At 70.4% G+C, this 18,445-nt stretch carries 14 protein-coding genes; 9 read left to right on the forward strand and 5 right to left on the reverse strand.

The features are described from left to right. Positions 1 to 63: 63 nt before the first annotated feature. Positions 64 to 2,625, reverse strand: coding sequence for a hypothetical protein (locus tag ACIQFY_RS13845; RefSeq protein ID WP_400340557.1), 2,562 nt, complete (start codon positions 2,623 to 2,625; stop codon positions 64 to 66). Positions 2,626 to 3,244: 619 nt separating this feature from the next. Between ACIQFY_RS13845 and dnaK the strand changes: the two genes are divergently transcribed. From dnaK to ACIQFY_RS13865, 4 genes are all read left to right on the forward strand, one after another. After that, positions 3,245 to 5,116, forward strand: a complete 1,872-nt coding sequence (dnaK, locus tag ACIQFY_RS13850; RefSeq protein ID WP_326496676.1) for a molecular chaperone DnaK — start codon at positions 3,245 to 3,247, stop codon at positions 5,114 to 5,116. Positions 5,117 to 5,118: 2 nt separating this feature from the next. Next, complete coding sequence (locus tag ACIQFY_RS13855; RefSeq protein ID WP_326496675.1) at positions 5,119 to 5,793, forward strand: nucleotide exchange factor GrpE; 675 nt, start codon at positions 5,119 to 5,121, stop codon at positions 5,791 to 5,793. A 24-nt stretch (positions 5,794 to 5,817) separates the two neighbouring features. Further along, a complete protein-coding gene (locus tag ACIQFY_RS13860) occupies positions 5,818 to 6,822 on the forward strand; it encodes a DnaJ C-terminal domain-containing protein (protein ID WP_326496674.1) in 1,005 nt (334 codons plus the stop codon). Positions 6,823 to 6,945: 123 nt separating this feature from the next. Continuing rightward, the gene (locus ACIQFY_RS13865) at positions 6,946 to 7,356 is read left to right on the forward strand and encodes a heat shock protein transcriptional repressor HspR (protein ID WP_251160524.1); all 411 of its coding nucleotides are present in this window, start codon (positions 6,946 to 6,948) and stop codon (positions 7,354 to 7,356) included. Between the two features lie 153 nt (positions 7,357 to 7,509). Here ACIQFY_RS13865 and ACIQFY_RS13870 read toward each other — a convergent pair whose 3' ends face one another. Beyond that, a complete protein-coding gene (locus tag ACIQFY_RS13870) occupies positions 7,510 to 8,013 on the reverse strand; it encodes a hypothetical protein (RefSeq protein ID WP_400340560.1) in 504 nt (167 codons plus the stop codon). A gap of 39 nt (positions 8,014 to 8,052) precedes the next feature. On the opposite strand from ACIQFY_RS13870, the gene ACIQFY_RS13875 reads away from it, so the two are divergent. Further along, the gene (locus ACIQFY_RS13875; protein WP_326496672.1) at positions 8,053 to 9,201 is read left to right on the forward strand and encodes a methyltransferase; all 1,149 of its coding nucleotides are present in this window, start codon (positions 8,053 to 8,055) and stop codon (positions 9,199 to 9,201) included. 50 nt (positions 9,202 to 9,251) lie between these two features. On the opposite strand, the gene ACIQFY_RS13880 is transcribed toward ACIQFY_RS13875, so the two are convergent. Together ACIQFY_RS13880 and ACIQFY_RS13885 are read right to left on the reverse strand one after the other, a co-directional pair. Beyond that, positions 9,252 to 10,082 carry an aldo/keto reductase gene (locus ACIQFY_RS13880; protein ID WP_326496671.1) on the reverse strand — a complete coding sequence of 277 codons (831 nt, stop codon included), beginning with the start codon at positions 10,080 to 10,082 and terminating at the stop codon, positions 9,252 to 9,254. A 79-nt stretch (positions 10,083 to 10,161) separates the two neighbouring features. Further along, positions 10,162 to 10,560, reverse strand: a complete 399-nt coding sequence (locus ACIQFY_RS13885) for a pilus assembly protein CpaE (protein ID WP_400340562.1) — start codon at positions 10,558 to 10,560, stop codon at positions 10,162 to 10,164. 317 nt (positions 10,561 to 10,877) lie between these two features. Between ACIQFY_RS13885 and ACIQFY_RS13890 the strand changes: the two genes are divergently transcribed. Together ACIQFY_RS13890 and tatA are read left to right on the forward strand one after the other, a co-directional pair. Next, positions 10,878 to 13,622, forward strand: a complete 2,745-nt coding sequence (locus ACIQFY_RS13890; RefSeq protein ID WP_400340564.1) for a glycoside hydrolase family 2 protein — start codon at positions 10,878 to 10,880, stop codon at positions 13,620 to 13,622. A 253-nt stretch (positions 13,623 to 13,875) separates the two neighbouring features. Continuing rightward, positions 13,876 to 14,166, forward strand: coding sequence for a twin-arginine translocase TatA/TatE family subunit (tatA, locus tag ACIQFY_RS13895; protein ID WP_396137163.1), 291 nt, complete (start codon positions 13,876 to 13,878; stop codon positions 14,164 to 14,166). A gap of 405 nt (positions 14,167 to 14,571) precedes the next feature. Here the strand turns inward: tatA and ACIQFY_RS13900 are convergent, their stop codons facing one another. Continuing rightward, positions 14,572 to 14,721 carry a hypothetical protein gene (locus ACIQFY_RS13900; protein ID WP_400340566.1) on the reverse strand — a complete coding sequence of 50 codons (150 nt, stop codon included), beginning with the start codon at positions 14,719 to 14,721 and terminating at the stop codon, positions 14,572 to 14,574. Between the two features lie 77 nt (positions 14,722 to 14,798). On the opposite strand from ACIQFY_RS13900, the gene ACIQFY_RS13905 reads away from it, so the two are divergent. Both ACIQFY_RS13905 and ACIQFY_RS13910 read left to right on the forward strand, forming a co-directional pair. Continuing rightward, positions 14,799 to 16,193: an MFS transporter gene (locus tag ACIQFY_RS13905; protein WP_326496668.1), complete on the forward strand. Its 1,395-nt coding sequence runs from the start codon at positions 14,799 to 14,801 to the stop codon at positions 16,191 to 16,193. 53 nt (positions 16,194 to 16,246) lie between these two features. Next, positions 16,247 to 18,415 carry an ATP-dependent Clp protease ATP-binding subunit gene (locus ACIQFY_RS13910; protein ID WP_400340568.1) on the forward strand — a complete coding sequence of 723 codons (2,169 nt, stop codon included), beginning with the start codon at positions 16,247 to 16,249 and terminating at the stop codon, positions 18,413 to 18,415. Positions 18,416 to 18,445 lie beyond the last annotated feature (30 nt).

Here is an 18,445-nt window from a genome sequence, read left to right on the forward strand (position 1 = left end):
GGCGGGCGGAGTGCTCGTGTACTCCGCCCGCCCGGCCCAGCACTCACAGAGTGCTGGGGGATGTCACTCGGCTGGAGTGATCGTGAACGGCGGGAGCGAGGTGGTCTCGCCGTCCTTCGTCTGGCTCACCGTGAAGGTGTACGGGCCGTTACCGAGCCACTTCGTCACCGACCAGTCGCCGGTGTTGGTGACCTGGGTGGTCACCTTCGCCAGACCGTTGCCCGGATCGAGGGTGATCGTCGCCCCTGCCGCGCCGGTGCCGCGGAACGTCTCGGAGCGGTTCGGGGTGAACCTGTCACCGTCTGCGTGGCTGGTGATCGCGAAGGGCTGATCGACCGGGGCGGCGGGCTTGTTCACGTGCAGCGTCGTCGATCCGTTCGGGGCGCCGTTCGTGGTCTGCGAGACCTCGAGGACGTAGGAGCCGCCGCCGAGCCACTTGGTGGCCTTCCACGTGCCGTCGGTGCCGACCTTCGCGGTGACGTCGGCGGAGCTGAAGTTGCTGACGTGCACGAGGATGTCGGAGCCGGGGGTACCGGTACCGGTGACGGCGACCGACTCGTTCTTGTGTTCCGAGCCGTCCTCGGGCGACGTCACTGCGAAGGGACGCACGACCGACGAGGGCTGGTTGATCTGGATGCTCGTGCGACCGTTCTCCGCGCCCTTCGTGGTCTGGTAGACGTCGAAGTCGTACGCGCCGGAACCGACGTACCGGTTGACCGACCACTTGCCGTTCAGCGGGACCGTCGTGGTGACGGTCGACAGGCCCGGGACCTTCGGGTCGATCGTGATCGTGCTGCCCGGGGTGCCGGTACCCGTGAAGGCCACCACCTCGTTCTTGTGGGTGGAACCGGAGGTCGGCGCGGTGACCTCGAACGGTCCGTCGACGGGCGTGCCGTCCTCGACCAGCTCGATGCCGTCGACACGGCTCTCCTGCCCCTTCGCGGTCTGCACGACGTCGAACCGGTAGGTCCCGATGTTCATCGGGCGGTCGATGGTCCAGGTGCCGTCCCAGGCCACGGTGGTGGAGTAGTCCGCCAGGCCGCCGAACGCGTCGAGCAGGACCGTCGCGCCGGGCGTGCCGGTCCCGGTGAAGCGCACGGTGGACTTCGCCGGGTAGGTGTCACCGGACTGGGGCGACGTCAGGGTCACCGGGGTGACGACTGCATCGCGAGTGAGCACGACCTCCGCAGTCGTGACCGTGTTGCCGCGTGCGGTCTGGGTGACGGTGTAGGTGTGCTCGCCGTCCTGGACCTTCTCGACCGGGATCGAGAACACGCCGTTCTCGACCGTGCCCGAGGCAACCGGAACACCGTTCTCGGTGACCTCGATCCGCGAGCCGTCCGCGCCCGTACCGGTGACCGTCGCGGTCGAGCCCGCGATCGCAGCTTCAGGCCCGGTCGCGGTGACTGCGGCACCGAAGTCGGCCTCCGTCGTCACGGTCTGCGAGCCCTCGATGCCGGTCTGCTCGACGGTCAGGGTGTGCTTGCCGGCACCGAGCGACCGGATCTGCGTGGACCACTTGCCGTCCTTCACGGTCGTGGTTCCCAGCGTCTTGCCGGTCTCGTCCTTGACGGTGATCGTCGCGCCGTCGACGCCGGCGCCAGTGACTGTCGCCTCCTTCGTGACGTCGTCCGCGAACTGGACCGTAGCGGTCGGGTTCTCGACCGTGGACTTGCCGGGGTTGACCGTCAGCTCCGCCCGGGTGCGGTTGTAGCCCTTCGTGATGCCCTCGACCACGAGCGTGTACTCGCGGTCCTCCAGCGGGACCGTCTTCAGGCGGTAGGTACCGCTCGAGCCGGCGGTGGCAGGCTCTCCGAGCTGCGTGGCGGCGTGGCCCTTCTCGTAGACCTCGACCTTCGTGCCGGCCGGTGCGTTGCCGCGGATGCTCAGCTCGGGTTCCTCAGGATCGATCTCGAAGCCATCGGCCGGAGAGGTCACCGAGACACCCGGGCCGTAGTCGATGTCGAGTGCGGCGCGACCGGCGTCCGCATCCCGGACCTTCTGCACGACGTCGATGTTGTAGAGGCCGGGCTCGTTCGGAGCGTTCACGGTGCCGGTCCAGTTGCCCGCACCGTCTGCGGTGGAACCGCCGACCACCTTCTCGGCGGTACGGAACTCGATCGGCGCGTTCGGCTGAGCGGTACCGGAGAGCTGCACGGTCTTCATGACCTCCGAGCTGAACTCGGCGTTCGCGGTCACCGGAGCAACCTCGAGCTTGACCTCGACATCCGTCTCCGCGATCACCTCGCCGCCGTTCCAGGCCGTGAGGTGCACCGTCGTCGTGCCGATCGCAAGTTCCGTCAGCTGCTGCGTGAACTTCCCGCCGACCACATCGACGTTGCGCTTCTTCTCAGTGCCCTTCGCCGTGGTCCAGCTGATGTCCACATCCGTCGTGTCGGACGACGCGACGCCGGAGAGCGTTGCCGTGCCACTCTCGAGATCGATGTCCGAGGCGATCGCGTTGAGATTCGGCGTGATGTCAGCGACGTCATCGCTGATGACGTCGGTGTAGTAGCCGTTGTTGCCATACCATGTCAGATTCTCGCCCTGGAGAGTTGCTCCGTCGCTCACGCGCGAGATCGCAAGTCTCTCGATCCCGTTGTACTTCGCCGGAACGATGCTCATCAATTGGTCCGCTGAACCGTCGCACGTGACGAACCGCATGTTTGCCCTACCGGTCAGACACCGCGTTCCGTCCATTGTCTGCACGGGTCCGACGCCGTTCAGAGCGGGGACGATGATCTCGTCAGCCCACGCTGCCGCTGCTGCCCTGTCCGACTTGAATTCCTGCTTCTCGATCGAGCCATCTGCCCGAACCCGCAAGGCGGTCACCCGAGGATAGCTTTGACGATCCCAGATTGCTGGATCCATGACCCACTTCATCGTGCTTGTAGTCGGGATGTCGGGGCTTCTCGAATCAGCGTTCGCGGCAGCGGGCCCGAAGCTCAACCCGGTGACGATGGTGGCAGCGGCGAGCCCAGCGGCCCCGACTGCGCGGAGTGTCTTCTTCATGTGAGTGGAGATGTCTTTCAATGCGTGCCGTGTTGACACACGGCTCCAACATGGACATATGAAATATTGCATGCGTCGCTGAAGGCCTCCTGCATGCGATGCATACGTGAACCTGCGCCTTCTCGACGCAACTTCGCTTGGCCGCGCTTGACACGCCTCTCGCCCGGAGTAAACTTGAGCCCATCGGACGCAAGTCCGAGCAGACTTCATCACTCCAGCGAAAGGGAGCCCCATGGGACGTGCAGTAGGCATCGACCTCGGAACCACCAACTCCGTCGTCTCCGTACTCGAAGGTGGCGAGCCCACCGTCATCGCCAACGCCGAGGGGCTCCGCACGACGCCCTCGATCGTGGCGTTCACGAAGGACGGCGAGGTGCTCGTCGGCGAGACCGCGAAGCGCCAGGCCGTCACGAACGTCGACCGCACCATCGCGAGCGTGAAGCGCCACATCGGTACCGACTGGAAGGTCGACATCGACGGCAAGAGCTACACGCCGCAGGAGATCTCGGCCCGTACCCTCGGCAAGCTCAAGCGCGACGCCGAGCAGTACCTCGGCGAGGACGTGACCGACGCGGTCATCACCGTCCCGGCGTACTTCAACGACGCCGAGCGCCAGGCCACGAAGGACGCCGGTGAGATCGCCGGCCTCAACGTCCTCCGCATCATCAACGAGCCGACCGCTGCGGCCCTCGCCTACGGCCTCGACAAGGGCAAGGAGGACGAGCTCATCCTGGTCTTCGACCTCGGTGGCGGCACGTTCGACGTCTCCCTGCTCGAGGTGGGCAAGGACGACGACTTCTCCACGATCCAGGTCCGCGCGACCTCGGGTGACAACCGCCTCGGCGGCGACGACTGGGACCAGCGCATCGTCGACCACCTCGTCAAGAAGTTCAAGGACGAGCACGGCGTCGACCTGTCCACGGACAAGATCGCGAAGCAGCGTCTCAAGGAAGCCGCTGAGCAGGCGAAGAAGGAGCTGTCGTCGCAGATGTCGGCGAACATCCAGCTCCCGTACCTGACGCTGACCGCGGACGGCCCCCTCAACCTCGACGAGACCATCTCGCGCGCACAGTTCGAGCAGATGACCTCCGACCTGCTCGACCGCACGAAGAAGCCCTTCAACGACGTCATCAAGGAGGCGGGTGTCAGCGTCAACGACATCGCCCACGTGGTGCTCGTCGGTGGTTCGACCCGCATGCCCGCCGTGGCCGAGGTCGTCAAGAGCCTGACCGGCGGCAAGCAGCCGAACCAGGGCGTCAACCCGGACGAGGTCGTCGCCGTCGGCGCCGCCCTGCAGGCCGGTGTCCTGAAGGGCGAGCGCAAGGACGTCCTGCTCATCGACGTCACGCCGCTGTCCCTCGGCATCGAGACCAAGGGTGGCCTGATGACGAAGCTCATCGACCGCAACACCGCGATCCCGACCAAGCGCAGCGAGACCTTCACGACCGCCGACGACAACCAGCCGTCGGTCGCGATCCAGGTCTTCCAGGGCGAGCGCGAGTTCACCCGCGACAACAAGCCGCTCGGCACCTTCGAGCTCACCGGCATCGCGCCGGCTCCCCGTGGCGTGCCGCAGGTCGAGGTCACCTTCGACATCGACGCCAACGGCATCGTGCACGTGTCCGCAAAGGACAAGGGCACCGGCAAGGAGCAGTCGATGGTCATCTCCGGCGGCTCGTCGCTGCCGAAGGAGGACATCGAGCGCATGGTGCGCGAGGCCGAGGAGCACGCCGCCGAGGACAAGGCCCGCCGCGAGGCCAACGAGCGTCGCAACCAGGCCGAGCAGCTCGTCTACTCGATCGAGAAGCTCATCAAGGAGAACGACGACAAGCTCCCCGCGGACGTCAAGTCCGAGGTGCAGGCCGACGTCGACTCCCTGAAGTCGGCCCTCGCGGGTGACGACGACGAGGCCGTGAAGACCGCCTTCGACAAGCTCAACGAGTCGCAGGGCAAGCTCGGCCAGGCCATCTACTCGCAGCAGGACGCGGGCGCCGCGGCCGGTGGCGAGCAGCCGACCGCCGACGGCCAGGGGCAGCAGGCGGACGACGAGGACATCGTCGACGCCGAGGTCGTGGACGACGAGGACGACAAGGACAAGAAGTAACGATGACGGACCCCAAGGACAACGTGCCGAACGAGGACGAGCCCCAGGTCGAGGGCGACGCCACCAACGCGCAGGAGCCCGAGGACCTCATCGAGGCGGAGGGGCCGGACGTGGAGATCCCCACGGACGGCCCCGCCGCCGGCGGCCCGCAGGCCGACCAGGCGGGTGCCGACGAGGCCAGCGACCTCTCGCCGGAGGACCAGGCCCTGCTCGACGACGCGGCCCGCGGCATGGAGGAGGACAAGCTGTCGCAGGCCGACCGCGACCTCGTGGCCGACATGCGCGCCGACATGCTCCGCGCGCAGGCCGAGCTGGTGAACTTCCGGAAGCGCGTCGAGCGCGACCGTGAGGCGAACCGCGACGCCGTCATCGCCGAGGTCGTCCGTGCCCTGCTGCCGGCCCTCGACGACCTGACCCGCGCCGAGGCGCACGGCGACCTGACCGAGGGCCCCATGCAGGTCATCGGCCAGAAGATCCGCGGCGGCTTCGAGAAGTTCAAGCTGGTGCAGATCGGCGAGAAGGGCGAGCTCTTCGACCCGAACGTGCACGAGGCGATCGTGCAGCTGCCCACGCCGGGCGCGACCGACCAGACCGTGGCGGACGTCGTCGAGCCGGGCTACAAGCTCGGCGACCGCGTGCTCCGCGCGGCCAAGGTCGCCGTCGCGGTCCCCGCCTGAGGCTCGGGAAGGAGGTAGGGATTCATGGCCAGTCAGGACTGGTTCGACAAGGACTTCTACAAGGTCCTCGGCGTCGACAAGACGGCGAGCGACGCTGAGCTGAAGAAGACCTACCGGAAGCTCGCCCGGCAGTACCACCCGGACTCCAACCCGGGTGACGCCGCGGCCGAGTCCCGCTTCAAGGAGATCAGCGAGGCCTACTCGGTGCTCTCCGACAAGGAGCAGCGCGCCGAGTACGACCAGGTCCGTGCCATGGGCTCGGGTGCCCGCTTCACCGCGGGTGGCCCGGGCCAGGGCGGCGGGTTCGAGGACGTCTTCGGTGGGATGTTCGGCCAGCAGGGCGGGCAGCGCGTCCGCTTCGGTCAGGGCGGCGGCCGCGGCGGTGCCGGCGGCTTCGAGGACATCCTCGGTGGCATGTTCGGGGGCGGTCAGGGTTTCGGGCAGTCGTCCGGCGGCTTCCGCGGCTTCGGCGGTCCGACCAAGGGCCGCGACGTCACCGCGTCGACGACGCTCGACTTCACCACCGCGATCGCCGGTGACACCGTCAAGCTCTCGCAGGGCAACGGCCGACCGGTGAACGTCCGCATCCCCGCGGGCGTCGCTGACGGGCAGAAGATCCGCCTGCGCGGGCGCGGCGAGCCGAGTCCGGACGGCGGAGAGGCCGGCGACCTGGTCGTCAGCGTCTCCGTCCGGAAGCACCCGGTCTTCGAGCGGGACGGTCAGCACCTCCGCGTGGACGTCCCCGTGACGTTCGTCGAGGCGGCGCTCGGCGCGACGATCCAGGTGCCGACGCTCGGCGGCGAGCCCGTCAAGCTCAAGGTCGCCCCCGGCACGCCGTCCGGCCGCGTCCTGCGCGTCAAGGGACGCGGGGTCACGACCAAGAGCGGCACCGGTGACCTGCTCGCAACCGTGCAGGTCGCGGTGCCGTCGCACCTGTCGGACAAGCAGCGCGAGGCCGTCGAGGCCCTCCGCGCCGTCCTGCCCGACGAGGACCCCCGCGAGGACCTCCTCGCCAAGGCGCGCAACTAGCGCTGCGCAACCAGCACGACAACCGGCCTGGAGGCTCGGCGCGGCTCCGTCAGGAAGCCGCACCGGGCCTCCAGGCTGGTTCTGCACCACGCGGACGACGGAAAGGAACCAGCCATGACCGACATGGACGAGAACTCGCCCGTCTTCGCGATCGCGGTGGCGGCGGAGCTCGCGGAGATGCACCCGCAGACGCTGCGGCAGTACGACCGGCTCGGCCTGGTCGTGCCGGGACGCACCCGCGGCGGCTCGCGCCGCTACTCGATGCGCGACGTCGCGCAGCTGCGCGAGATCGCGCGGCTCGGATCAGAGGGGGTGTCGCTGGAGGGGATCCGGCGGGTGCTCGACCTCGAGAACGAGAACCAGGTGCTCCGCGACCGTGTGCGTGAACTGGAGCGTGCGCTCGCCGATCAGCTCATCGCGCGACCGGGCGCCCGTGTCTTCGCGGCGACGACGACCGGCGCTGCGGTCCCGCTGCGCGCCGGCATGCGACCGCAGCGGAACACCGCGGTGGTGCTCTACCGCCCGGAGCGCTGACGTCAGTCGACCGGCGGGTCGAAGAGGTCGCGACGCGCGCCGTCGACCGCGGTGCAGCGGGGGAGCGATGCGCGATCGTCCTCGGGGGAGCAGCGACCGGGACGGTGCGCCCGGACCGTGTCGATGACCGAGCGGACGCAGGACGCGCACACGTCAGGACCGCCCGCGGTCGGGGTCGGGGAGCAGGTGGACCGTCCAGCTCGCCCGCTCCGCGAGCCGTCCGTCGCGGCAGTCGACCGCGACGCGGAGCGCGACGAGGCTGTTCCAGACGTGCTCCCAGGGCCGCGCGCTCCGGATGTCGTCGTGCCGCAGGCGGTAGGTCAGGCCGTCGAGGGTCCCGCTCAGCGCCGCCACGAGCGGGGGGTTGTCGCACGCCGCGAGGAACGTCCGGTAGACCGGGGTGATCGCGTCGGAACCCCATTGCCCGGTGGGCATCGCCATGCAGTCGAGCACGAGCCCGATGCGGCGGAAGAGTGCGGCGCGGTCGCGGTCCCCGAGGCCGCCGATCGTGGTGCGGACGACGCCCCCGACGAGCAGTCGGAGCGTCTGCAGCGTCGGGACGAGTTCGTCGCGGCGGGGGACCGTGACGCGCGTGTACCGGTTCGGGCGGAACTCGACGAGACCGAGGTGCCCGAGGTCCGACAGTGCTTCCCGCACCGGTGCGGCTCCGTACCGTCGTCTGGGTACCCTGGGGCCGTGCCATTCGACTTCGCCGACCACTTCCGGCGCTCCCCGGTCAACGACGAGCCCGACCTCGTCGCGATCGACGGCACCGACCGCTTCATGCTCGACGAGGCACCGCACGTGCACGGCGACGCACTCCGGCAACCCGGTGAGGTCGCCGTCGTCGACGATCGGTACGGGGTGCTGACCCTCGGGGCGATGACCGTGCACGGCGCGTCGGGTGTCCGGGTCGTGCAGGACTCGCTCGTCGGGGTGCGGGCGCTGCAGGCGAACGCGGGCACCTTCGGCCGGAGCGGCTTCGTGCTGACCGAGACGCTCGAGCAGGCCTTCCGCGACGTCCGGCTGGTGCTCCTCCGGCTGTCGAAGTCGAACGACCGGCTCGACGAGTTGGCCCGCGCCGTTGCACGGTGGGCGGCGCCCGACGTGGTCCTGCTCTGCGGCGGGGTCTCGAAGCACATGAACCTGTCGCAGAACGACGTCCTGCGCCGGTACTTCGGCGAGGTCACCGCGTCACGGGGTCGCGGCAAGTCGCGGCTGCTCATCGCGCAGGACCCGCTCCGTGCGACGGCGGTGCGCGCGGACGCGACGAACCGCTGGCCTCGCTCGGTGCACGTCGACGAGCTCGGGATGACGCTCGTCGCGCACGGCGGCGTCTTCGCGGGGACGTCGCTCGACCAGGGCACCCGGGTGCTGCTCGACGTCATGGACGACGCCGTCCCGTCGGCGCGGGTCGCCGTCGATCTCGGGTGCGGGAACGGCGTCATCGCGACTGCTCTGGCGCGCCGCCGCCCGGCCGTCAAGGTGGTCGCGACCGACGTCTCGGCGATCGCCGTGGCGTCGACGCGGGCGACGGCGGTGGCGAACGGCGTCGCGGACCGGGTGACGGTCGTCCGGTCGGACGCGGGCGACGAGCTCGACGAGGGGTCTGCGAAGCTCGTGCTCTGCAACCCGCCCTTCCACGAGGGCACCACGGTGAGCACCGACGCGGCCGAGGCGATGTTCCGCAACGCGGTCACGATCCTCCAGGCCGGCGGGGAACTGTGGTGCGTCTGGAACTCGCACCTGCGCTACCGGCCGCTGCTCGAACGCCTGGTCGGCCCGACGCGGCAGGTCGTGCGGACTGCGAAGTTCACCGTGACGGCCTCGCGGCGCGGGGCCTGAACGACGAGGCGCCCCGCCGGCCGGCGGGGCGCCTCGTCGTGGTCGCTGGCTCAGGCCGGGACGTAGTCGAACGTGTCGGGGTCCGGGCCCGTGCGGTGGCCCTTGTCGAGCGACGTGATCGCCGTCATGTCGTCGTCGGAGAGCTCGAAGTCGAAGATCGCGAAGTTCTCCTCGACCCGCGAGCGCGTGACCGACTTCGGGAAGACGATGTCGCCGCGCTGGATGTGCCAGCGGAGGACGACCTGCGCCGGGGTCTTGCCCGTGGCGCCGGCGATGCGGGTGATGGTCTCGTCGTCGAGCACGAGGCCCTGGGCGATCGGGGACCAGGCCTCCGTCGCGATGCCGTGCTCGGTGCCGTAGGCGCGGAGCTCGTCCTGCGCGAGGTACGGGTGCACTTCGATCTGGTTGACGGCCGGGGTGATCGTCGTCTCGGCGGCCAGGCGGTTGAGGTGGTGCGCCTGGAAGTTGCTCACGCCGATCGAGCGGGCGGTTCCGGCGTGGTAGAGCTCCTCCATCGCCTTCCAGGTCGGCACGAAGTCCGACACCGTCGGCAGCGGCCAGTGGATGAGGAAGAGGTCGGTGTACCCGCCGAGCAGGTCGGCCGACTTCTTGCCGTTCTCGGCGGCGAGGGCCGGGTCGTGGAAGCCGTTGTTGAGCTTCGACGTGACGAAGATCTCCTCGCGCGGGATGCCGGACGCCTCGATGGCCTCGCCGACCTCCTTCTCGTTGCCGTACATCTCGGCGGTGTCGATGTGGCGGTAGCCGACCTCGAGCGCGGTGAGGGTCGCCTCCTTCGTGTCGGACGGGTCGATCTGGAAGACGCCGAAGCCGAGCTGCGGGATGGTCTTGCCGTCGTTCAGGGTGATGTTCGGAACGGTCATGTCACCATGCAACCAAAGCGTCCCCAGGAGGCATTCCGGCAACACTCAGTCGGGCGCGCTGCGCGCGGGGACCGGACCGTCAGGCGAGGGCGGCCGTGATGTACGCGAGCAGTGCGTCCCCGTACGCCTCGGCCGGGTCGTCGCTGCGGAACTCCCGTGCGACCCCGTCGATCGTCGCCGTGACGACGAACCCGGCGGTGAGCGACACGAACGCCGGTCCGAGCAGGTCGCGCAGCTGGTCCTCCCGCGGGAGCCAGAGCGACTCGGATGCCTCGACCGAGTCGAGCGCCCACTCGGTCGTCCCGTTGAAGCCGAGCGAGGTGCCGCTCGGGTGGTCGTGGCGTTCCACCGTCATCTCGGAGACGGTGTAGACGTCGTCGTCGACCCCGGGCTTGTCGATCACGAACCGGTCGCCCGTCCCCGGGTGCCAGCGGAGTCCGGCGTCGCGCAGCGACCGGGCGAGTTCGACGGTGATCACCGCACCACCCTGCCACGCAGCGGCGGAGGGCGGACACGACCCGGCGGGGCCCGACACCGTCAGGACGCGTCGCGCGGTCCGTCGGTCCGTCGTGGTCGTCGGCAAGGTCGACGTACTAGCATCGCCGAGCACCCCCGCGCGCGACGAGCACTCGTCCGCGCGCGCGGACGCGACGACGCCTGGGCGACCGGTGCCGTGCCTCCCGGCCGCTCACGCGACCACGGGCACGACCGCCGGCCGGTGTCACGGTGCCGGGGCGGCCACGAGCCGCCGCCGGGTCCTGTCCGCCCTCCCCGTCCGCCCAGCAAAGGACCCGCATGACCCTCGAGCGCGAGGAACTCCGCGACGACTGGACCGTGGCGATCGCCGGCGACCAGGTGCCGACCGGGGCACCGGCCGGGATCACGGGTCGCACGATCCCCGCCACGGTGCCGGGTCAGGTGCACACGGACCTCGAACGCGAGGGATTCGTCGCGGACCCGACCGTCGACCGCAACGAGGACGGCGCGAAGTGGGTCGGCCGGGCCGACTGGGCCTACCGGCGGACGGTGGACGTCGCACCTCGGGGGCACGAGCGCGTCGACCTGGTGTGCGAGGGGCTCGACACGGTCGCCGAGCTGAGCCTCGACGGCGTGGTCGTCGGCACCACCCGCAACATGCACCGGCGCTACCGGTTCGACCTCAACGACGTGCCGGGTGCCGCGGGCGACCGCGAGCTCGAGCTCCTCTTCGAGTCGCCGTACCGCGAGGCCGGCCGGGTCGCCGCCCGCGCCGGCTCGATGCCGGGACCGTACGACGAACCGTTCCCGTACATCCGCAAGCAGGCCTCGAACTTCGGCTGGGACTGGGGCCTGACCGCGGTGACGAGCGGTCCGTGGCGTCCGGTCGCGATCGAGCGCTGGTCCACGGCGCGGCTCGCCGAGGTGAAGCCGCTGGTCGACGTCGAGGCCGGCGAGGGCGTCCTCGACGCGCACGTGCGGGTCGAGCGGTCCGGGATGAACGACCTCGACCAGGACGGTGAGGACGACGACCTCGTGCTCGTCGTCACGGTCGCCGGCCCGACCGTGGACGGCGGGACGACCCGACAGCGCTCCCGGGCGCAGCTGACCCCGAAGGACGACGAGACCGTCGTCACGGTGCGCGTGCCCGAGGTGCGGCGCTGGTGGCCGCGCGGCTACGGCGAGCAGCCCCGGTACGACGTGACCGTCGAGCTGCAGACCGTCGACGGCGAGGTCCTGGACCGCCGGACGGCGAAGACGGGCTTCCGCTCGGCCCGGATCGACACCGCGGACGACGCGATCGGCAAGCCCTTCACCGTCGTGGTGAACAGCACCGTCATCGACGTCCGCGGCGTGAACTGGATCCCGGACGACGTCATCGTGTCGCGGGTGGACCGCGCGCGGACCGCGGACCGGCTCGGCGTCGCCGCGGACCTCGGCGTGAACCTCGTCCGTGTGTGGGGCGGCGGGGTCTACGAGTCCGACGACTTCTACGACGTCTGCGACGAGCTCGGCCTGCTCGTCTGGCAGGACTTCGCGTTCGCCTGCGCGGCCTACCCCGAGATCGAGCCGATCCGCAGCGAGGTCGTCGCCGAGGCCCGGGACAACGTCGCACGCCTGGCCGGCCACCCGTCGCTCGTGGTCTGGAACGGCAACAACGAGAACATCTGGTTGCACGACGCGGACGGCTGGGCCGAGGAGCTCGGTGACCGCGGCTGGGGGCTCGACTACTACCTCGACCTCCTCCCGACGATCGTCGACGCGGTCGACCCGTCGCGCTTCTACACGGTCGCCTCGCCCTGGTCGGGTTCCGAGACCCTGCCCGCGAACGACGTCGACCACGAGACCCACCACTCGTGGGACGTCTGGAACCGGCTGTCCGACGACCACTACCGCGACTCCGTCCCGCGGTTCGTGTCCGAGTTCGGGTGGCAGGCACCGCCCGCCTGGCGCACCCTCCGCGACGCGGTCACGGACGAGCCGCTGCGCGTGGACTCGCCCGGTGTCGTGCACCACCAGAAGGCCGACGACGGCATGGGCAAGCTGGCACGGGGGATCGAGCCGCGCTTCGGCGTCGTCGATCCGGCCGAGTTCGACCGCTGGCACTACCTGACGCAGCTGCAGCAGACGCGCGCCGTCGCGACCGGCGTCGAGCACTGGCGGACGCACTGGCCGCGGAACACCGGGGTCGTCGTCTGGCAGCTCAACGACCTCTGGCCGGTGGCATCGTGGTCCGCGATCGACTCCGCCGGGCGGCTCAAGCCGCTCGCCCACGAGCTGCGTCGGCTGTACGACGACGTCCTGCTGGCGATCCGGCCCGTCGTGCGTCCGTCCGCTGACGACGACGCGGTTCCGACGTCGTCCGGAGACCGGCCTGGAGGCGCGGACCGCGTCGGCACGTCGGCTCCCCTCGACGGGGCGGCCGGGACCGCCGCGAGCACCGGTACCGCCGACGGCGCCTCCGAGTCCGGGGGGCTCGTCGACACGCTGTCGCTCGGGGTGTCGCCCGGGTCGTTCGGACACTCGCCCGTCGAGATCGCGGTGCGGTCCTCCCGCGGTGGTCGCGACAGCGTGGTGCGGGTCCGGCGCATGCACGTGTCCGGCAGGATCCTCGCCGAGGTCACGCTGCCCGTCCGGCTGTCGGAGGCCGGCGTCGCCGTCGTCGACCTGCCCGAGTCGGTCGGCGTCCTGGACGACCCGACGCGTGAGCTCGTCGTGGCGGACATGGACTGGCGTCGTGCGGTCTGGACCGCGTCGCCGGACAGGGACGTGCAGTGGGAGCCAGCGCGGTACCGCACGACGGTCGCCCCCGCGGCCGACGGTGACGGACACGACCTGGTCGTCGAGGCCGAGTCGCTCGTGCGGGACCTGCTCGTGCAGCCGGACCGCATCGCGTCGACCGGCACCGTCGACCGCGGCTTCATGACGCTGCTGCCAGGGGAGCGCGTGGGCTTCCGGGTCCGCGGGCTGTCCGACGCCGAGGCTGCTCGCCTCTCGGAAGGCGCGGCGCTCTGGTCGCTCGACGACGCCCTGGCTCAGACGGCCTCTCGCAGCAGGAACTGATGTACTGGATGTACCCGGCGTCACCGCCGGCCCGGCCGCGCCTCGACCCGCGGTCGGAGCGGCGCACCCCCGGAGAGCAGCGGCCTCCCGGGGGTGCCGCCATGTCGTCCGTCGCAGCCTGTGCGAACGGTGTCCGTTCCGGCTCCCGCCTGGGCTTCCGGTCGGGTGCGGGTTACGATGATCGGACGACGGACTTCCGCCCTCCCGGTCGACGATGACCGGACGGGCGTCGCCAGACCCAGAACAAGGAGACATGATGCTCGGAAACCTGACGGGGATCCACCTGCTGATCATCCTCGGGATCATCATCCTGCTGTTCGGTGCGACCAAGCTCCCGGCGCTCGCCAAGGGCCTGGGCCAGTCGATCAACATCTTCAAGAAGGAGATGGGCGACGACAAGAAGAAGAACGACGACGGCACCGTGAACACGGCGACGACCGGTCCGACCGTGCAGAACACGGCGCAGCCGACCGCGCAGCCCGTCGTCAACCCCGGCCCCTCGGTGCAGCCCGACGTGCACTCGACCGCCGAGCCCAAGAACTAGGACACCCAGCCCCGTCCTGTCGGCAGCCCCCGCGACCACTCTGGTCGCGGGGGCTTCGGCGTTCGGGCGCCGTCCTGCTCCGGGCCCGGTCCTGCTCGACGTCAGGACGTCGTCGTCGGTGGATCGTCGAGTGCTCGGCGAGACGGCCGACAGCGCTCGGCGGGAGCAGGACCGTCGGGGCGTACCGACCGTGGAGTCCGAGCGCAGCCAGCACCGCGAGAGCGACGCCGAGGGCTCCGACGAGCTCGAAGGTCGACCCGGCGTGCTGGGTGACGTCGAGCAGGAGTGCCCACTCGATCCGCGGGAAGGGCGGGTTCTGGGCGACGATGCCGGGGCCGCCCTCAGGGACGGCGGGCGCCACCGGTGCGGGGCCGCTGCCACTGTCCCCACCTCCGCCGACGGGGATCATCGTCCCGACCAGCTCGCCGGGTCCGACCAGTCGAAGAGCGTGTCCGCCGCTCCGACGTGGGTGGCGAACATGCCGAGGACGGCGAGCCCGCGTGCTGCGTCGAGACCGGTGAGGCGTGGTCGATGGGGTGCAGGGACACGGTGCATGCGGACGATGCTCGCGAAGGCGCTGTTTCGCCGGTGCAACCGGTCGCCGCCCGACCCCGACGAGGATGATGGGGCGCATGACCACTCCGGCCGCAACGGCCCCGCTCCGCGACGACCGCCGGGTGGTCCTCGTGGTCGCGATCCTCGCGTCCTTCGTCGTCGGGCTCGATTCGAGCGTCGTCAACGTCGCCCTGCCCGCGATCCGCCGGGAGCTCGGTGGTGGTCTCGTCGTGCAGCAGTGGACCGTCGACGCCTACCTCGTCACGCTCGGCTCGTTGATCCTGGTCGCCGGCTCCCTCTCGGACCTGTTCGGCCGGGTCCGGATCATCCGGTGGGGCCTGGTCGTCTTCGGTGTCGCCTCGGTGGTGTGCGCGATCGCGCCGACGGGCGAGGTCCTGGTCGTCGCCCGGGCGTTCCAGGGCGTCGGCGGGGCGCTCGTGACCCCGAGCGCCCTGGCGCTCATCGTCGCGGCGTTCCGGGGCGCCGCGCAGGCGAAGGCCATCGGGTCGTGGACGGCCTGGTCGAGCGCCGCGTCCATCCTCGGACCGGTCGTCGGCGGGCTGATCGTCGACGGCATCGGCTGGCGCTGGATCTTCGTGGTGACGGCCGTGCCGATCGCGGTGACGATCCCCCTGGTCCGGCGGATCTCCGGCGACGTGGTCACCGGTGACCGTCCGCGGGTGGACGCCGTCGGCGCGGTGCTCGCCGTGGTCGGGGTCGGCGGTGTCGTCCTCGGCCTGATCGAGCAGGAGCGCCTCGGGTGGGGCGCGCCGGTCGTCGTCGCCGCGCTCGTGCTCGGCGCGGCGTCCCTCGTGGCGTTCGTGCCGTGGGAGCTCCGCGTGACCCGGACCGCCGGCTCGCCCCTGGTGCCGCTGGAGCTGTTCCGCGCGCGCAACTTCACGGTCGGCAACCTCGCGACGCTCTCGATCTACGGGGCGCTCGGGATGGTGTTCTTCGTCGTGACCCTGTTCCTGCAGGAGGTCTGGGACTTCCCCGCCTGGGTCGCCGGACTCGCGACGTTGCCGCCGACGCTGATGCTCCTGGCGCTGTCCACCACGGTCGGTTCGTTCTCCGGCCGGTACGGTCCACGGTGGTTCATGGCTGCCGGGCCGGCCGTGGCCGCGGTCGGCGCGCTGCTGATGCTGCTCGCCGGCGACGACCCGGCGGGCTACTGGTGGTCGGTGCTGCCCGGGCTCGTGCTGATCGGCGCGGGGATCGCGACCATGGTGACGCCGCTGACGAGTGCCGTCCTCGGGTCGGTGCCGCAGGCGGAGGCCGGCGCCGGATCCGCCGTGAACAACGCGGTCGCCCGCATCGCCGGGCTGGTGACGGTGGCCCTGGCGGGCGTCGTCCTGGGCGGCGGGGTGAGCGTCGACGGGCTGCACCGCGCGATGGTCGTGATGGCGCTGCTGCTCGCCGCCGGCGCCGTCGTCAGCGCGGTCGGGATCCGGAATGCACCGCTGCGCTCGTAAGTTGAGTGCAGTAGACTCAAGTACACCACCACCGCACGGAAAGGACGGACCGCATGGCGAACCTCCAGGGCGCCCCCGACTCGCAGGAACGGCAGAAGACCGCCCTCGAGCAGTACGGCGTCGACCTCACCGCGATCGCGCGGAGCGGCAAGCTCGACCCGGTGATCGGCCGTGACGCCGAGATCCGCCGTGTCTCCCAGGTGCTGACGCGGCGGACCAAGAACAACCCCGTGCTCATCGGTGAGCCCGGTGTCGGCAAGACCGCCGTGGTCGAGGGGCTCGCGCAGCGCATCGTCGCCGGCGACGTCGCCGACTCGCTGAAGGACAAGCGGCTCGTGTCGCTCGACATGTCCGCGCTCATCGCCGGCGCGAAGTACCGCGGCGAGTTCGAGGAGCGGCTCAAGGCCGTCCTCAAGGAGATCGACGACTCCGACGGTCAGGTCATCACGTTCATCGACGAGCTGCACACCCTCATGGGGGCCGGCGGCGGTGAGGGGTCCGTCGCGGCGTCGAACATGCTCAAGCCGATGCTCGCCCGCGGTGAGCTGCGGCTGATCGGCGCGACGACGCTCGACGAGTACCGCGAGTACATCGAGAAGGACGCCGCGCTCGAGCGCCGCTTCCAGCAGGTGTTCGTCGGGGAGCCGAGCGTCGAGGACACCGTGGCGATCCTCCGCGGACTCAAGGAGCGGTACGAGGCGCACCACAAGGTGACGATCAACGACTCCGCCCTGGTCGCCGCTGCGAGCCTGTCGAACCGCTACATCTCCGGTCGCCAGCTCCCCGACAAGGCGATCGACCTCATCGACGAGGCCGCCAGCCGACTGCGCATGGAGATCGACTCGAGTCCGGTCGAGATCGACGAGCTCAAGCGCAGCGTGGACCGTCTGCGCGTCGAGGAGTTCGCGCTGAAGCAGGAGAAGGACGACGCGTCGAAGGCGCGGCTGGCGACCCTGCGCGCGGAGCTCGCCGGGCGCCAGGAGCGGCTCGACGAGCTCGAGCAGCGGTGGCAGGCCGAGCGGGCGAGCCTCAACCGCATCGGTGAGCTCAAGCAGCAGCTCGACGAGCTGAACATGCGCAGCCAGCGCGCGCAGCGGGAGGCGCAGTACGAGACGGTGTCGCGCATCGAGTACGGCGAGAAACCCCGGATCGAGGCCGAGCTCGCAGCGGCCGAGCAGGCCGAGAGCGCCGACCGCATGGTGAACGACAGCGTCACGGACGAGGACATCGCCGCCGTGATCGCGCAGTGGACGGGCATCCCGATGGGGCGCCTGCTGCAGGGTGAGACCGAGAAGCTCCTGCACCTGGAGACCGAGCTCGGCCGTCGGATCATCGGGCAGCGCGCCGCGGTGTCCACCGTGTCCGAGGCGGTGCGTCGCACCCGCGCCGGCATCTCCGACCCGGACCGCCCGACGGGCTCGTTCCTGTTCCTCGGCCCTACCGGCGTCGGCAAGACCGAGCTCGCCAAGGCGCTCGCCGAGTTCCTGTTCGACGACGAGAAGGCCCTCGTCCGCATCGACATGAGCGAGTACGGCGAGAAGCACTCGGTCGCGCGGCTCATCGGTGCCCCGCCCGGGTACGTCGGGTACGAGGCCGGCGGGCAGCTCACCGAGACCGTCCGTCGCCGCCCGTACTCGGTGGTGCTGCTCGACGAGGTCGAGAAGGCGCACCCCGAGGTGTTCGACGTCCTGCTCCAGGTGCTCGACGACGGACGCCTGACCGACGGGCAGGGGCGCACGGTCGACTTCCGGAACACGATCATGGTCCTGACGTCGAACCTCGGATCGCAGTTCATGACCGACCTGACGCTCACGGACGAGCAACGGGACGAGGCCGTGCGTGAGCTCGTGCAGCAGGCGTTCCGGCCCGAGTTCGTCAACCGTCTCGACGACATCGTCGTGTTCCAGGCGCTCACCACCGACGACCTCGGCCAGATCGTGTCGCTGTACGTCGACCGTCTGGCTCGTCGTCTGTCGGACCGCCGACTCGAACTGGCCGTGACGCCGGCGGCGCGCAGCTGGCTCGCCGACCGCGGCTACGACCCCGTCTACGGGGCGAGGCCGCTCCGCCGCCTCATGCAGCGGCAGATCGACGACCGGTTGGCGCGGGCGATCCTGTCCGGGGACGTCCGCGACGGGGACACCGTCCGCGTGGACGTCGCCGCGGACGGCGACGAGCTGACGGTCGAGCCGTTCGAGCTCGCGGAGATCGTCGAGGAGTAGGTCGCGTCCGCCCCGCGGCAGGGTGCGGCC

The sequence above is a fragment of the Curtobacterium sp. NPDC092190 genome (assembly GCF_044755625.1).
Lineage (GTDB): Bacteria > Actinomycetota > Actinomycetes > Actinomycetales > Microbacteriaceae > Curtobacterium.